Here is a 15773-nt window from a genome sequence, read left to right as displayed (position 1 = left end):
GCCACGAGTGGTGGTGGTCGCGGTTAGCCTCGTACCGTGAACTCTCCGCTCGACGCCAAGCTCGCGACCGCCCTCGGCGGCCGCACGGCTGCCGCGTTCGAGCGCGGGCTGGGACTCGCGACGATCGGCGACCTGCTCAGCCACTACCCCCGCCGCTACGCGCGGCGTGGCGAGCTCACGGTGCTCACGGAGCTCCCGCTCGACACCAACGTGACCATCGTCGCTGAGGTGCTCGAGGTGCGGTCGCGATCGATGCAGGCCAGGCGCGGCACCATCTCAGAAGTGCTCATCGGTGACGGCAAGGGAACCCTCACACTCACCTTCTTCAACCAGAAGTGGCGCGAGAACGAGTTGCGTCCAGGCGTGCGTGGCATTTTCGCCGGCAAGGTCGGCGTCTACCGCAACTCACGTCAGCTCGCGCATCCCGACTACGAGCTGTTCGACGAGCAGACCGACCCCGCGACGGTGCAGGCGTGGGCCGAGCTCCCGATTCCGATCTACCCCGCGACCTCGACGGTGTCGAGTTGGCAGATCCAGAAGTCCGTCGCGCTCGTGCTCGACACACTCCCCGAACTCGAGGATCCGGTCCCGGATGCTGTGCGCAAGGGTCGCAATCTGATGACGTTCCGTCGGGCGCTGGAGCTGGTGCACCGCCCCACGAAGGACTCGGACTGGGCGGTTGCCCGGGCCACTCTGCGGTTCCAGGAGGCGTTCGTGCTGCAGGCCGCGCTCCTGCGTCAACGCGAGCGCCTGCGCGAGACCGCGGCCACGGGTCGTACTCCGGGCGCGATCCTGGAGGGGTTCGACGCGACCCTACCGTTCACGCTCACGTCGGACCAGCGCACGGTCGGCGAGGAGGTCGCGAACGATCTCGCCGCCGAGGTGCCGATGAACCGTCTCATCCAGGGCGAGGTCGGTTCGGGCAAGACCCTCGTCGCGCTGCGGGCCATGCTCGCGGTCGCTGAGTCCGGTGGTCAGTCGGCGTTACTCGCGCCTACCGAGGTGCTCGCCCACCAGCACCTGCGATCGATCGTGCGCACGCTCGGCCCCGATCTGGCCGCACGTCTGAGGCCCACCATCCTCACGGGGCAGCTCCCCGCAGCGGAGCGCCGCAAGGCTCTGCTCGCGATCGTGTCGGGCTCCGCCCGGATCGTCGTCGGTACGCACGCCCTTCTCGGTGACGCCGTCACGTTCTTCGACCTCGGGCTCGTGGTCGTCGATGAGCAGCACCGCTTCGGTGTGGAGCAGCGTGAGGCCCTGCGGGTCAAGGGGGAGCGGCCACCGCACGTGCTCGTGCTCACGGCCACGCCGATCCCGCGAACCGTCGCGATGACCGTCTTCGGGGACCTCGACATCTCCACCATTCGTGAGCTTCCTGCCGGTCGACAGCCGATCTCCACCCACGTTGTACCCACGGCCGAGCGGCCCGGCTGGATCAACCGCGTCTGGGAGCGGCTCTCCGAGGAGTTGGCCAAGGGGCACCAGGGTTTCGTCGTATGTCCGGCGATCGACCCCTCGTCGGGCCCTGAGGCTCTCGAAGGGGCCGCCCCGGCCGACTCCGACCTTCCCGAACCGATCGAGGGGCTTCCCGCAGCACGGCTCGCCACCGTCACCGAGACTCTCGCCTCCCTCCGCGCGAACCCGCTCTTCGAGGGCAGGCGCATCGAGGGACTTCACGGCAAGCTGCCGAGCGACGAGAAGGACGCCATCATGCGTGCCTTTGCCGCGGGCGACATCGACGTGCTCGTCTCCACGACCGTGATCGAGGTGGGTGTCGACGTGCCGAACGCCTCGGCGATGGTCGTGCTCGACGCGGAGCGGTTCGGCGTCTCGCAGTTGCACCAGTTGCGTGGGCGGGTGGGTCGTGGATCCGTTCCGGGGCTGTGCCTGCTGGTGACGGGGGCGGAGGTCGAGACGCTCGCACGCGAGAGGGTGGAGGCCGTGGCATCCACGCTCGACGGCTTCGAGCTCGCGAACAAGGACCTCGAGCTGCGGCAGGAGGGCGACGTGCTCGGGAGCACGCAGTCAGGTGGCAGGTCGAGCCTGCGTCTCGTCCGCGTCACGCGAGACGCCGAGGTCATCGCCGAGGCGAGGGAGGTTGCGGCGGCGATCCTCGCGGACGATCCGACCCTCGCGCAGCACACTCCGCTTCGTGACGCGCTCGATCGGCGGCTCGACGCCGAGGCCGAGGCGTTCCTGTCGAAGAACTGAGCATCGTCGACATTTCGGGTCATTGTCACGAACCGGTAACACCAACCGGCTATCGTGAGGGACATGAGCAGGATCGCCGTTGTTCCTGGGTCGTTCGACCCGATCACCCTCGGGCACTTGGATGTGATCGAACGAGCCGCCGGCATCTTCGACGAACTCCACGTGCTCGTGGTCCACAACCCCGACAAAGCGGCGCTGCTGCCGATTGCGCAGCGTGTCTCGCTCATCCAGGAGGCCATCGCCGAAGCGGGGTTCGGCGACAACATCCTTGTGACGAGCTGGAGCGTCGGCCTCCTCGTGGATTACTGCCGCGATGTCGGCGCGACCGTGCTCGTCAAGGGCATCCGTTCGCAGGTGGATGTCGCGTACGAGACGCCCATGGCGATCGTCAACCGTGACCTCGGGGGAGTGGAGACCGTGTTCCTCCTCCCCAGCCCGGCGCACTCGCACGTGTCGAGTTCCCTCGTGCGCCAGGTGTCGGCGCTCGGTGGGGATGTCACACCCTACGTTCCGCCGGTCGTTGCACGATTCCTGCAGGTGCCGGGCGACGTCGAATAGCTCCGCCCGGCGCGAGCTGGCTGAAGCCCGAACGGGGTACAGAGGCGCTTGCCGCCCGTGCCCTAAGGTTGGGGCACTGGAGATGCGGAGCCGCAACACGGGCTTCGCATCTGCGCTTTAACAGCAGCCATTCGATCGCCGTAGGGGGAGTGCGACCGTGACTGATCCGACGATTCCGCCGTCAGCGCCACCCGCGACCGCACCCTTCGCCTCCGGTCCGACGCCTGCACCCCCTCCCGCCGCACCGGGATGGGGGACATCCGCCACGGCCATCCACGGAATCCAGCAGATCCCCAAGCCCATGCTCGTCTCCCTCTCGCCGTCGGGGTTCGGCACCATCGCCATCGACCTCCGGAGCCAGGAGTACGTGTGGCAACACCGGCTCGCGGAGTTCCCGCCGCTTCCCGACAATGTGGTCATCGGCACCTATCCGATCGAGGGGGATGCCCCCGGACTCGCCGGTGAACGTCTCGGGCTGGGGCCGTTGCTGTGGATGATCGGCCTTCACGCGTTCGGTAGTGAGCGGGCATCCTGGCTGCGGCACGGCGACAAGTACCGTCTGAAGTGGTGGCCGGACTTCGACCTCCTGCCCTCCACTCCCGAACAGGTCCACGTGGTGAAGACGAGCGTGAAGTCGCTCATGACCGTGGAGAAGCTGGCGCAGGTCGCGAAGCTGCCCCTCGAGCAGGTGCAGCCGGTGATCAACGCTCTCAGCCTCATGAACGCGCTGCGGCGCGTCGAGGGAAAGGGCGGAAGCCCCGTGCTGCCGCCCATGGCCAATGTGATCGCGGCCCAGCCCGACAGGGTCCGTGGCCGCCACGTGCGGCGCGGTGGCTAGCTCTTCTTCTTGCGCGGATCCTTCGGGGGCAGCTCGCTTGTCTGCGCGAACGCGACACCGAGCCAGTCGCTCAGTTCGTCGCGGGGCCAACTCGTCGGCAGCCCCACGTACTCGCGCAGCGGCTGCTCGCCCGGGCCGAAGCCCACGGTGCCCGGAGCGTTCCGCAGTTCTTCGCGGATCTCCTCATCGAGCAGCTTCACTCCGATGACATCGCCGAGCAGTCCCGCGAACATGTTGCCGTTCACGAACGCGCCGAGGTTGGCGAACATCGGCTTGACCGAGGCGCCCGCGAAGTCACCCACGAGATCGCGGAAAAGCTCCTTGTCGGAGTCGGTGGGCCGCGGCATCCTCATGCCGACAGGGTAGCGCTGGCCAGCACGTCGACTGAACGTGACACGAGACTCCACGCGTGGCGGCATAGCCGCCCCGCTAGGTCACCACCGCTGGAGTGTCGGCGCTACGCCCGCGCGTACAGGCCCTCGAGCGCGGCCTCGATGGACGGGAAGTTGCCCACGGTGCGACCGTTCTCGTTGCGGAGACGAAAGCCGTTGGCGGTGCGCAGGATGGTGCCCGCGAAGAAATCCGTGATCTGGTGGCGGATGATCCAGTGCCCGTGCCCATCCTCGATGAGCGAGAAGTGTGCCGTGTGGTTCACGCCTCCAGTGTGGCGGGGACGGGTGACATGGCATCTGGCGCGCCGGTGAACGTGGGGTGAACTCACGAGCGAAGTACACTCACGTCTGTGGCTACCCTCACCTGGATTCGCGCGTGGTTGATCTTCTTCATCGTGGCACTGGTGGTCAGCGGGGTGACTGCGTTCCCGCTCGAAGCCGAGGTGACGCTGGGGTCGAGCATCCTGCACGCGACGCCGATCGCCGAGTGGTTTCCGTGGCTCGTCGAGTGGATCGAGGTGGTGCGATACGGACTCACGGATACCTACGCGAGCTACCCGTGGATCGCCTACGGAACCGACTGGCTCGCCTTCGCGCACCTCGTGATCGCGATCGCGTTCATCGGCCCGTTCCGTGACCCGGTTCGCAACGTGTGGGTCATCCAGTGGGGCATGATCGCGTGCATCGCCGTGATCCCACTGGCCCTCATCGCGGGGACCATTCGCGGCCTCCCGTGGGGGTGGATGCTCATCGACATGTCCTTCGGAATCTTCGGCATCATCCCGCTCATCATCGTGCTGCGGTTGACCCGGAAGCTGGAGCGGGAGCAGTCCGAGGCCGTCGCCCCGTAACATCCGTCGCCGTATCCCGCAAGGGGGTTGATGCTTCGCGCGACCTTTGGAATCGTGGCTGACTCGTCGGGGCACACTGCACCGGCTTGCCGCGGTGCACCTCGTGTGCCGCTCTCGCTGCATAAGGAAAGGAAGCACATGCTCACCCTCACTGAAACAGCCTCCACGGTCGTCAAGTCGATCATCGACCGTGATCCCAATTCGACCGATGGGGCGCTTCGCATCGCTCCCGGAGCGAATGAGCGCGACTTCTCGATCGCCGTCGTCTCGGCCCCCGAGCCCGGCGACGAACTGGTGGAGTCGCATGGCGCCCGCGTGTTCCTGGAGCCCACGGCATCCGCCGCGCTCGGGGACAAGACGCTGGACGCCGAAGTCGCCGAGACGGGTGCGGTCAGTTTCGCGCTCGTCAACCAGGGCTGACGCTCGACCAAGTTTTCGGGGCCCGGTGGCATCTGCCACCGGGCCCCGTTCTCGTTCCTCGCCTGCCGCTACTGTTGTGCGCGTGAACGACCCCATCTCCGCACCCACGCTGATCACGGCCGCTGTCGCGCTGTTCACCATCGCGAACCCGATCGGCACCCTGCCCGTCTTCCTCGAGATCACGAAGGCGATGACGCCCCAACAGCAACGCCGGACCGGGATGCTGGTGGGCTTCGCCGTGATCGTTGTGCTCCTGATCTCACTCGTCGCGGGCACATTCGTGCTGAAGGCATTCGGCATCGACATCACTGCCTTCAAGATCGCGGGAAACCTCCTCGTCGCCATGATCGGCTGGGCGATGCTGCTCGACCGGCAGAGTCCCGTCGCCTCCAACGGATCCGAAGCGTCGCCCGTGGTCGTGCCCCTCGCCATCCCGCTCGTCGCCGGCCCCGGAGCGATAGCCCTCGCGATCACCTTCGCCCACAGTTACACCTCGGTGCTCGACTACGTGGCTGGCGGCGCTGTCGTGGTCGTCGTGGGGCTGCTCGTCTCGGTGATCTACTACTTCGGCCCCTACGTTCAGAAGCTCCTCGGCCCGGCGGGCATGAGTGTGCTCACGCGCGTCTTCGGGCTCCTCCTGCTCGCGATCGCGGTGCAGTCGATCCTCTCGGCACTCGGGCATGCCTTCCCCGAGTGGGTCGCGACGAGCAGCTGAGGCGCGAGTTGCGGCGCGCCCGCGACAAAGGAGACTATCGCGCGATTCGCGAATAGGATTCGCCAAAGCTGACCGTTTCAAGGGAGAAACCGTGGCGGAAGAAACTGCATCCAAAAGCCGACTTCCGGTGTGGGAGGAGAATGCGCGCTCGTCGATCAAGACGGGAATCCGCCGGTTCTCCAAGCCCCTCGCTGACCTCGTCAGCAGGGATGCCAACGAGGGTGATACAAGGCTCCTCATCACCGACTTCCTCTGTGAGGCTCTCGGATACGACAAGTTCGAGGACCTGACAACCGAATACGCCGTACGGTACGAATTCGCCGACTATGGAGTGCGGATCAATAAGCAGTTGACCGCCTTTATCGAGGTGAAGCGCGCGGCACAGCAGCTCAGCCAGAAGCACCTACGTCAGGTCGAGACCTACGCCGTGAAGGAAGGTCTCGAATGGCTCATCCTGACCAACGGCCAGCACTGGCAGGTGTACCACGTGACGGCCGCGACCGGCAGGCAGGTCCAGACTGAGCTCCTCTTCGAAGTCGACCTTCTTGGTGATGAGTCTCCGGCGCGCAAGACGGACAAGCTTTTCTACATACATCGCGATGCGTTGAGGAAGAACGCGATCGCAGAGGAGTGGCGCCGCCGAGCGGCCACGTCGCCCGCGGCAGTTGCGCGGGCACTTCTCTCGACAACAGTCCTTGATGCCGTGCGAAGAGAGATTCGTACGACGACGAAATTCAATGCCGACGTCGACGACCTTGCCGTAATTGTTCGATCCGAGGTGTTGAAACCAGGCTTGGCCGATTGACCTAGGGTGCGCGCCTACGCTGGAGGCATGCTCTCCGTGTTCGCGCTCGACGGGTTGCCTGAAATCCAGCCCGGCGATGATTTGGCCACGATGATCGGCGATGCCGCCGGTGAGCTCGAGGCCGGTGACATCCTCGTGGTCACGTCCAAGATCGTCAGCAAGGCCGAGGGCCGCATCGTGCGCGCCGACGACCGTGAGGCCGCCATCGACTCGGAGACTGTGCGCGTGGTTGCCACACGCGAGCACCCCGGCGGGGTCACGCGCATCGTCGAGACGCGGCACGGACTCGTGCTCGCGGCCGCGGGCGTTGACGCATCCAACGCGCCCGACGGCACGGTGCTGCTGCTCCCCGAGGACCCGGATGCCTCGGCCAGAGCCATTGCGGAGGCCCTGCGCACACGATTCGGTGTCGACCTCGGCGTCATCGTGACGGACACCCTGGGGCGACCCTGGCGCGAAGGCCAGACGGATGTCGCAATCGGGGCGGCGGGCATCCGCGTGCTGCACGACCTCCGCGGCACCACCGACACCGGCGGCAGGCGACTGGATGCCACGATCGCAGCGGTCGCGGACGAGATCGCTGCCGCCGCCGACCTCGTTAAGGGCAAGACGTCCGGGAGGCCGGTTGCCGTCGTGCGGGGGCTCGCCGAACTCGTCGGGCCGCTCGACCTGCCCGGTGCCCGCGCGATCATCCGCTCCGCGTCGGACGACATGTTCCGTCTCGGCACGGCCGAAGCGTGGGACGAGGGCTACCGCGCCGGGCTCGAGGCTCGCACCTAGAGGCCTGCGCCAGCCGTGGGTACCATCGACGCATGCAGGTGCTTCTCACGGTCGCAATCCTCGCGGTCACGATCTTCACCCTCGTCGACGCGATCAAGATCGACTCCTCCCGCGTGCGTCACCTCGACAAGGTCTTCTGGGTGATCATCATCCTTCTCGTCCCACTCGTGGGAACGCTGCTCTGGTGGACGATCGGTCGTGAGTACTGGACACGCCCCTCCCGCCCGGTCGCCTCGCAGCCGTACCGGGCGAGCCGGATCGCCGAACCCCTCAGCGAGGAGGAGATCGACGCGGCGGTGGAGGCCGAGATCCAGCGGCACGAGAACGAGGCGCGCATCCGTCGGCTCGAGCGCGAGCTGCGCGACCTGAAGGGCGAGTAGGCCCGTCCCGCCGTAGTGCCGTGGCAGACTCGTCCGGTGCAGGACTGGACGATCGTGATTCCCGTGAAGGGTGCCGCCGTGGCATCCAAGTCCCGGTTCGGGCCGGGTGATCACCGAGATCTCGCGCTCGCCATGGCGCTGGACACCGTGGAGGCCGCGCTCGCCGTCGCACCCGTGATCGTCGTCACCGTCGAAGGGGCAGAATTCCAGTCGCTCGGGGCGCGGGTGGTTCAGGAACGCGGAACCGACCTGAACGAGGCGATCGAGCAGGGCCTCGCGGAGACGAGCGGCAACACTGCGGTGCTGCTCGGCGATCACCCCGCGCTGCTGCCGGAGGAACTTCGCGCCGCATTGATGGATGCGACCGCACATCCGCTCGCTATGGTGGCCGACCACGACGGATCCGGCACGGCACTCGTGACCGCCCTCGCGGGGGAGCGTCACCGACTCGCGTTCGGCGTCGACTCGCGCGCGGCGCACCTCGCGAACGGCTACACGGAGCTGACCGGCCCCTGGCCCGGTCTCACGCGGGACATCGATGTGCCCGACCACCTCGATGGGTTGCGGCTCGGCCAGCGCACCCGCGACTTCCTCGGTAAGCCGCAGTTCTAGCCGGACCACCGCACGCTGGGGGCGAACTCACAGGGTCCGCGCACGGGTCCCTGTGAAAGAGTGAAGAGGTGGACGACACTCGAACCGATCTCACCGCTGAGTCGCAGGCCATGCCGCGCGAGGACTTCTACGCTCGCAGCGCCGCGATCCTGCGCTCCATCCAGACCGTCATCGATGGCAAGCGCGAGGCGGTGGAGATGGCTCTCACGGTGCTCCTCGCGGAGGGCCACCTCCTCATCGAGGACGTGCCCGGTGTCGGCAAGACGATGCTCGCACGGGCGATGGCCCGCTCCGTGGACTGTTCGGTCAGTCGCATCCAGTTCACGCCCGACCTGCTGCCGGCCGACATCACGGGCATCTCCGTCTACAACCAGTCCGACCGGCAGTTCGAGTTCAAGCCAGGCCCCATCTTCGCGAACATCGTCATCGGCGACGAGATCAACCGCGCGAGCCCCAAGACCCAGTCGGCCCTCCTCGAGAGCATGGAGGAACGCCAGGTCACCGTCGACGGTCGCACCTACCTTCTCGCGACACCCTTCATCGTCGTGGCGACGCAGAACCCGATCGAGATGGAGGGCACGTACCCGCTCCCGGAGGCCCAGCGCGACCGCTTCATGGCCCGTATCTCCATGGGATACCCGGATGCCTCGGCCGAACTCGAGATGCTGCGAAGCCGCGACACCTCGAGCCCGCTGGACGCGATCACGCCGGTCGTGTCGGGGCGGGAGCTCGCGAGCATGATCGCCACCGCGCGCAGTGTTTTCGCCAGTCGGCCCGTCGAGGAGTACGCCGTGGCGATCTCGCAGGCCACACGCACCGATCGCGACCTGCGACTCGGAGCGAGCCCGCGCGCCACACTCCAGCTCATCCGCGCAGCGAAGGCGCGGGCGGCTCTCAGCGGCCGCGAGTTCGTGTTGCCAGACGACATCAACGCGCTCGTGGTGCCGGTGTTCGGGCACCGGGTCGTGGCAGCCCGCCGGGTTGCGGGCAACTCGCTCGTGTCCGGGGCGGACACCGCCGACATCCTGACCAGGATCACCGCCGAGACTCCCGTTCCGCTCGGGTCACCGGCCCCGAATTAGGATGGCGGGCCTCCGACATCGTTCCGCAGCCCGCGCTGGCGGCACGCGCCTGACCCGGCGGGGCTGGTGGTTCCTCGTGTCGGCGGCGACGGCCCTCTTCGTAGCGTACGTGGGAGGTCGCGAGGTCTTCCTCTTCGTCGGATGCCTCCTCCTCGCCCTCCCGCTCCTGTCGCTGGTCACGGTGATCCTGCGGCGCCCGCGGGTCGAGGCCACGCGCGTCTTCACTCCCGCGATCATCGCCGCGGGCGGCTCGGCGACCGTCAGCATCACGGTGAGCAACAGGGCCGGCCGCCGCAGCATGGCCGGCCAGTGGCGCGACGCGCTGCCCTGGTACCCCCACGCGACAGCGCCGGCAGCCCTGCCGGCGCTCGACGCGCGCGGCCAGGGGTTCGGGGGTCGCAGCCAGACCACGGTGAGCTACGAGATCGTGCCCCCGTTCCGCGGCGTGTTCTCGATCGGGCCGCTCGCGGTCACGATCACCGACGGCTTCGGTCTCGCCACGAGTTCGGCGGTGGTCGGTGAGCCCCAACCCCTGATCGTCACGCCCGAGGTCGTTCCGCTCGCGAGCGCCGCACTCACGATTCCCGCCGGCGACGGTGAGGCAACTCTCGTCCAACGCCGAGCGGCCGGCGATGAGGACGACCTCATGACGCGCGAGTACCGCAGCGGTGACGCGATGCGACGCGTGCACTGGCGAGCATCCGCCCGGCATGGCGATCTCATGGTTCGCCAGGAGGAGCAGCGGAGTTTTCCGGAGGCCCGCATCCTCGTCGACACCCAGGAGCTCGGCTACCGCGATCTCTCCGCGGATGTGAGCGACTTCGATGTCGAGAGTCTCGCCTTCGAGTGGGTTGTGCAGATGCTCGCCTCGAGCGCGGTGCACCTTCGGCGTTCTGGCTTCCTCGTGTCGATCCTCGAGTCCGGGCAGGCGCAACTCGACGGCAGGGGCCACAGCAAGCGTCGCACCTGGGGTGATGATGAGTTCCTCGCGCAGCTCGCCATGCTCGAGCTCACCGAGCCGGAGAAGGAGCATCCCGGCCGGACGGGCAAGGGCCCGGTCATCGCGCTGTTCAGCTCGCCGACCAGGGAGACCGTCGAGTGGATGCTCGCCCAGCGGCGCCCCGGCGAGTTCGCCGTTGCGATGCCCGTGAAGGCCCTGACCGCTATGGATCGTCTCGACCGTGGTTTCGCAGCCGGTCAGGACTCCACCGCGATCGCGGAGCGGTTCATGGAGGCGGGTTGGCTCGTGGTTCCGGTACGGGCCGACGATGATCCTGCCGCCGTATGGGAAGCCGTGGTCGTGGAGACGGGACGTGCGCGTGGCCGAGAGTAAGCAGGCGAACGCGCCCCTGTCGCCGGGCACCCGGTGGCTCACCAGTGGCCTGACCGTTGCCGCGATCGGCATCGCCCTCTGGGGCCTCCACCCTGTCTTCGATGGCACGGGCTGGTGGTTGCAGGGCGTCGTGCTGGCAGCGCTCGTGGTGCTCGGCGCGACGGTCGTTCGGTCGTTCGCTCGGCGACGGGTGTGGGGGACCGTGGCGGCCGTGGTCGTGGCGATCCTGGCGATGACGCTCATGTTCGTGGCATCCACGGCGATCCTCGGCATCGTGCCCACGTGGGACAGCTTCCTGGCATTCCGGGCGCTGGACCAGGCGGGCAACCGGGACATCGCGACGCAGGTCGTGCCGGCAGAGGCGACCGAGGGCATTCGCTTTCTCGTCTGCCTCGGTGTCGCCGTCGTCGCGGTTCTGATGGATGCCCTGGCGCAACTCTTCCGTGCTCCCGCGCTCGCGGGCCTGCCCCTGCTGGTGCTCCTGCTCGTACCGAGCTTCGTGCGCTCCGAGTTCGTCGACCCTGCACCGTTCGTGCTCGCCGGCGCACTGTGGCTCGCCATGATCGCGGCCCAATCAGCAACGCCGAGGACCGCGATCGGAGTCGGTGCCATCGCCGTGGTGGCGGCGTTCCTCGCGCCGCTCGCGCTTCCGACCGTGACGCCTCCCAGCAACGACAGCACCTCGGGAGCCGGGGGCGGCTTCGCCTCGGGCATCAACCCGATGATCACCCTGGGCGATGACCTCCGCCAGGGCAATCCGACCGTCGCACTCACCTACCGCACGAGTGACGGCACGAGCGAGTACCTCAGGATGACGGTGCTCACCGACTTCTCCGGGCAGACGTGGGCTCCCACGGTGCCCGAACCGGGCGCCGACGTCGAGCAGATGGGACCGCCCCCGGGCCTCGGAGACGGTGTTCCCCTCGAGAGGCTCACGACCCAGATCTCTGTGGCGAGCATCCTGAGCACCTGGCTCCCCGTGCCGTACGCCGCCGAGTCGGTGCGTGGACTCGAGGGAACGTGGACTTGGGAGCCGGAGGGGCTCACCGTGCGCGCCGTGCGGTCCAACGCGGAGGGGCAGGCCTACCAGGTCGACAGCGTTCAGGCGCAGCCGTCGGTGCAGCAGCTGACGGGGTCCGGAAGCGGACCCTTCCAGGGAATGGACGAGTACCTCGAGCTCCCCAACGAGCTACCGCAGATCGTTCGGGATGACGCGACCGAGGTGACCGCGGGCGCCGAGTCCAACTACGACAAGGCACTCGCCCTGCAGGAGTACTTCAGGGGCGGCGAGTTCACCTATTCCGAGGAGACTCCCGTCGCGGAGGGGTTCGACGGCTCGGGTGCCGAGGCCCTCGGCCCGTTCCTCGAGGTCAAGTCCGGTTATTGCGTGCACTTCTCGTCGGCGATGGCAGCTATGGCCAGGTCTCTCGGCATCCCCGCCCGCGTCGTTGTCGGGTTCACTCCCGGCGATGCCTATCCGACCGGGGAGAACGGCGAGGCCACCGCGTACCGGGTATCGACGGACAACCTGCACGCGTGGCCGGAGCTGTACTTCGGGAACATCGGCTGGGTGCGGTTCGAGCCGACGCCCGGGCGTGGAAGCCCGCCCGCATTTGCCCCGCTCGACGCGGATGACCCCACCACCCCCGATGTCGACGAGTCCGTGCCGCCGCCCCCTGCTCCGGCACCCACCCCGACGGCAACGCCGAGCGCGGCTCCCGATGTGCCCGACGACACCGTGGACTCGCCCGTCGACCAGGCGACGTCACCGTCGGGTACCACCACAGGGTCGCCGTGGCCCATCGCCAGCGCGTTCCTGGCGCTGCTGGTGCTGGCATCCCCGGCGCTCGTGCGGTTGGCCCGGCGCACTCGCCGCCTGTCGCGAGTGCGCCAGGGTTCGGCGATCGACGGGTGGGACGAACTGCGCGACATCGCCTACGACCTCGGAATCCCCGGCGATGTCACTCTCACACCACAGCAACTCGCGTCCGTGCTCGCACCACATCTGGACGACGACGGCGCGGCATCCCTTGCCCGGTTCCGCGCCTCCCTGGAGTCGCAGGCGTACGCGCGGGAGGGCACTGCGCCCTCGGTTCCGGACCTTCGTCGGGTGCTGCGTTCCCTGCGGCGCCGGGCGGGATTGGCCCGTTCGCTGGGTGCAACCGTCGTGCCACTCTCCCTCGTGCGCGAATGGCTGCCGGCCCGGCAGTAGCACTGGGCGTCCCGGCCGAGTCCTCGGCGGGTTTCGTATCTGTGTGGGGTGAGTGGTGACGGCTGGACGGGTCGTCCGTGAGGTTTCGATACGGCGGCCTTCGCCCGCCTACTCAACCCCCAGGTAGCGCACCGCTCCGGGCGAAGCCCGCTCCTTCTGCTGGTGGAGGCGGGGCGAGCCCGCTCCCTTTCTGCTGGTGGTGGCGGGGCGGCCCTGCTCCTTTTCTGTTGGTTGAGTAGCCGGTCGAAGACCGGCGTATCGAAACCCCGCATCGCCCAATCGAATGGCTGCCGCGTGCCAGTAGCTCGATCAGGCTCGGGAGGCCGCAGCGATGGCCGACGCTATCTCGTCAGCGTCGCTGTGCACGAGCCCGACGGTGATGCGCACGTGGGGCGAGCCCGCGCCGAGCTGGAACGGGGCGCCGGGAGCGACGCGGATGCCAGCTGCCGCGAGACTCACCATCGCGGCGCGTTCATCGGCGACCGGCAACCACGCGTTGAGTCCATCTCCCGCGGAGAGCCGGACGCCCTGGCTCTCCATCGCTCCGCTGAACCCGCGCTGGCGGGCTGCGTAGGCGTCGCGGGCGTCCAGGACAGTGCCTACCGAGGCGTCGTCGGTGAGCAGGTCGTGGAGGATGGCCTGCACCATCCGCGAGGTCCAGCCCGGGCCGAGCAGGCGCCGCGCGACGATCCGGTCGACGAGGTCGCGCGATCCGCCGAGCGCCCCGATCCTGAGATCGGGTCCGTGGGTCTTGGAGAAGCTGCGGACGTGCAGCACCCGATCGGGCAACCACGTCGCGAGGGTCACATCGGGGGCCGTCGAGATCGCGCCGGAGTGGTCGTCCTCGATCACGACCGCGTTCTCCGCCGTGCGACTGCGCCGGAGCAGGCCGGCAAGGTTCTGTGCCCGCGCGGCCGTCATGGACACGCCCGTCGGGTTGTGCGCCCTGGGCTGCAGCAGCACCACGCGGGGCGCCGAATTGAGCGCGGCCGAGAACTCCTGCGGGCGCATCCCCTCGGCATCGAGCGACACCGGAACACCCTGCAGGCCGTACTGCTCGAGCAGGTCGATGAAGGGCGGGAAGGTGGGGCTCTCGATCACCACTCGGTCGCCGAAGCGCACGAGGGTGGCGAGTGCACGATCGATCGCGTCGAGGGCACCGTTGGTCACGGTGATGGACTCGACGGGGGAGGGCCAGGTCGCGCGCAGCAAGTCATGGAGTTCCGGGATGTCGGGCTTCCGCTGGTAGCTCTCGGTCTCCGTGATTGCGGCGATGCGATCCAGCGCGATCCTGGGCAGCAGCGCCGGGTCTGGGGTCCCGCGTGAGAGGTCGAGGCGGGCATCCGTCTCACCCTCGAGGTCGCGGTACCGCAGGGGGAGCCACTCGCGGGGCGCCGAACGGACGGTGCTGCCGCTGCGTCCCCTCGTCACGATGAGACCAGCCGCGGCGAGCGTCTGCCACGCGTGCGACACGGTCGCGGGGCTCACCCCGAGCTCGGCCGCGAGCGCCCTGACGGTCGGAAGACGGTCGCCAGGCGCGAGGTCTCCTGAGGTGATGAGCCGCGCGATTCCGGCCGCGATGCCGCGCGGTGTTGGTTCTTCGATCCCGAGGGCTACCGACTTCACGCCCACCACCGTAGTGTTACGCAGACGTCATAGTGCGTAACGTTCGAGAAATGTTTACGCTCCAGAATAACAAAGGCCAGTTGCAAGGAGAGCACCCATGACAGTCGTACGCGCAGCCATCACGCAGACCACCTGGACCGGTGACAAGGAGTCGATGCTCGACAAGCACGAGCAGTTCGCGCGGGATGCCGCGGCCGACGGCGCACAGGTCATCTGCTTCCAGGAACTCTTCTACGGGCCATACTTCGGCATCACGGAGGACAAGAAGTACTACCGCTACGCCGAGCCGGCGGACGGCCCCATCGTGCAGCGCTTCGCGGCCCTCGCGAAGGAACTCAACCTCGTGATGATCCTCCCGATCTACGAGGAGGACATCACGGGTGTGTACTACAACACCGCGGTCGTGGTCGATGCGGACGGCACCATCCTCGGCAAGTACCGCAAGCACCACATCCCGCACCTCGACCGCTTCTGGGAGAAGTTCTACTTCCGCCCCGGAAACCTCGGCTACCCCGTCTTCGACACCGCCGTCGGCAAGATCGGCGTCTACATCTGCTACGACCGGCACTTCCCCGAGGGATGGCGCGAGCTCGGGTTGAACGGCGCGCACATGGTCTTCAACCCCAACGCGACCAAGCCCGGTCTCTCCAATCGCCTGTGGGAGGTCGAGGGGCCGTGTGCCGCGGTCGCCAACGGGTACTTCGTGCTCCAGCCCAACCGCGTCGGCCGCGAGGACAACGAATACGGTGACCTCGCTGTCGACTTCTACGGCACGAGCCAGGTCATCGACCCGCGTGGCAACTTCGTCGGCGAGAAGGGGTCTGGCGAGAGCGAGGAGATCGTGATCCGCGATCTCGACATGGACATGGTCCAGCAGATGCGCGACGACTGGCAGTTCTACCGCGACCGTCGCCCGGAGTCCTACACGTCGATCCCCAAGCCGTAACGGAGGCACACG

The 15773-nt window shown here is 67.8% G+C and carries 17 protein-coding genes; 14 read left to right on the top strand and 3 right to left on the bottom strand.

The window, feature by feature from the left end; genetic code table 11:
* Nucleotides 1-36 precede the first annotated feature (36 nt).
* From HDC94_RS12410 to HDC94_RS12400, 3 genes are all read left to right on the top strand, one after another.
* Nucleotides 37-2211, top strand: a complete 2175-nt coding sequence (locus tag HDC94_RS12410; protein WP_179498026.1) for an ATP-dependent DNA helicase RecG — start codon at nucleotides 37-39, stop codon at nucleotides 2209-2211.
* Nucleotides 2212-2274: 63 nt separating this feature from the next.
* Nucleotides 2275-2769: a pantetheine-phosphate adenylyltransferase gene (gene coaD, locus HDC94_RS12405; protein ID WP_179498024.1), complete on the top strand. Its 495-nt coding sequence runs from the start codon at nucleotides 2275-2277 to the stop codon at nucleotides 2767-2769.
* Between the two features lie 157 nt (nucleotides 2770-2926).
* Nucleotides 2927-3607, top strand: a complete 681-nt coding sequence (locus HDC94_RS12400; protein WP_179498022.1) for a hypothetical protein — start codon at nucleotides 2927-2929, stop codon at nucleotides 3605-3607.
* Here HDC94_RS12400 and HDC94_RS12395 read toward each other — a convergent pair.
* Nucleotides 3604-3960 carry a hypothetical protein gene (locus HDC94_RS12395; protein ID WP_179498020.1) on the bottom strand — a complete coding sequence of 119 codons (357 nt, stop codon included), beginning with the start codon at nucleotides 3958-3960 and terminating at the stop codon, nucleotides 3604-3606. The genes HDC94_RS12400 and HDC94_RS12395 overlap by 4 nt on opposite strands.
* A 104-nt stretch (nucleotides 3961-4064) precedes the next feature.
* A complete protein-coding gene (locus HDC94_RS12390; protein ID WP_179498018.1) occupies nucleotides 4065-4262 on the bottom strand; it encodes a hypothetical protein in 198 nt (65 codons plus the stop codon).
* Between the two features lie 87 nt (nucleotides 4263-4349).
* Between HDC94_RS12390 and HDC94_RS12385 the strand changes: the two genes are divergently transcribed.
* The 10 genes from HDC94_RS12385 to HDC94_RS12340 all read left to right on the top strand — a co-directional run bounded on the left by HDC94_RS12385 (nucleotide 4350) and on the right by HDC94_RS12340 (nucleotide 13189).
* Nucleotides 4350-4850, top strand: coding sequence for a hypothetical protein (locus tag HDC94_RS12385; RefSeq protein ID WP_179498016.1), 501 nt, complete (start codon nucleotides 4350-4352; stop codon nucleotides 4848-4850).
* A 138-nt stretch (nucleotides 4851-4988) separates the two neighbouring features.
* A complete protein-coding gene (locus HDC94_RS12380; protein ID WP_179498014.1) occupies nucleotides 4989-5270 on the top strand; it encodes an iron-sulfur cluster assembly accessory protein in 282 nt (93 codons plus the stop codon).
* A gap of 82 nt (nucleotides 5271-5352) precedes the next feature.
* Nucleotides 5353-5985: a MarC family protein gene (locus HDC94_RS12375; RefSeq protein WP_179498012.1), complete on the top strand. Its 633-nt coding sequence runs from the start codon at nucleotides 5353-5355 to the stop codon at nucleotides 5983-5985.
* A gap of 91 nt (nucleotides 5986-6076) precedes the next feature.
* A complete protein-coding gene (locus HDC94_RS12370) occupies nucleotides 6077-6790 on the top strand; it encodes a type I restriction enzyme HsdR N-terminal domain-containing protein (RefSeq protein WP_179498010.1) in 714 nt (237 codons plus the stop codon).
* A 27-nt stretch (nucleotides 6791-6817) separates the two neighbouring features.
* The gene (locus HDC94_RS12365; protein WP_179498008.1) at nucleotides 6818-7570 is read left to right on the top strand and encodes a coenzyme F420-0:L-glutamate ligase; all 753 of its coding nucleotides are present in this window, start codon (nucleotides 6818-6820) and stop codon (nucleotides 7568-7570) included.
* Between the two features lie 32 nt (nucleotides 7571-7602).
* Complete coding sequence (locus tag HDC94_RS12360; protein ID WP_179498006.1) at nucleotides 7603-7950, top strand: PLD nuclease N-terminal domain-containing protein; 348 nt, start codon at nucleotides 7603-7605, stop codon at nucleotides 7948-7950.
* A gap of 36 nt (nucleotides 7951-7986) precedes the next feature.
* Nucleotides 7987-8562, top strand: a complete 576-nt coding sequence (cofC, locus tag HDC94_RS12355) for a 2-phospho-L-lactate guanylyltransferase (protein WP_179498004.1) — start codon at nucleotides 7987-7989, stop codon at nucleotides 8560-8562.
* Nucleotides 8563-8672: 110 nt separating this feature from the next.
* Nucleotides 8673-9644, top strand: coding sequence for a MoxR family ATPase (locus tag HDC94_RS12350; protein WP_179499077.1), 972 nt, complete (start codon nucleotides 8673-8675; stop codon nucleotides 9642-9644).
* Between the two features lies 1 nt (nucleotide 9645).
* Nucleotides 9646-10977, top strand: coding sequence for a DUF58 domain-containing protein (locus HDC94_RS12345; RefSeq protein ID WP_179498002.1), 1332 nt, complete (start codon nucleotides 9646-9648; stop codon nucleotides 10975-10977).
* Nucleotides 10964-13189, top strand: a complete 2226-nt coding sequence (locus HDC94_RS12340; protein WP_179498000.1) for a DUF3488 and transglutaminase-like domain-containing protein — start codon at nucleotides 10964-10966, stop codon at nucleotides 13187-13189. The genes HDC94_RS12345 and HDC94_RS12340 overlap by 14 nt, the downstream gene beginning before the upstream one ends.
* Before the next feature lie 309 nt (nucleotides 13190-13498).
* Here HDC94_RS12340 and HDC94_RS12335 read toward each other — a convergent pair whose 3' ends face one another.
* On the bottom strand, nucleotides 13499-14815 hold the full coding sequence (locus HDC94_RS12335) for an aminotransferase class I/II-fold pyridoxal phosphate-dependent enzyme (RefSeq protein WP_308495722.1): 1317 nt from the start codon (nucleotides 14813-14815) through the stop codon (nucleotides 13499-13501).
* 97 nt (nucleotides 14816-14912) lie between these two features.
* Between HDC94_RS12335 and HDC94_RS12330 the strand changes: the two genes are divergently transcribed.
* A complete protein-coding gene (locus HDC94_RS12330; RefSeq protein WP_179497995.1) occupies nucleotides 14913-15761 on the top strand; it encodes a nitrilase-related carbon-nitrogen hydrolase in 849 nt (282 codons plus the stop codon).
* Nucleotides 15762-15773: the final 12 nt, after the last annotated feature.

The sequence above is a fragment of the Leifsonia sp. AK011 genome (genome assembly GCF_013410945.1).
In the GTDB taxonomy this organism is placed as follows: Bacteria; Actinomycetota; Actinomycetes; order Actinomycetales; family Microbacteriaceae; genus Rhodoglobus.
Note: the sequence above shows the minus strand (reverse complement) of the source record. Positions and strands in the feature narration are given on the sequence as shown.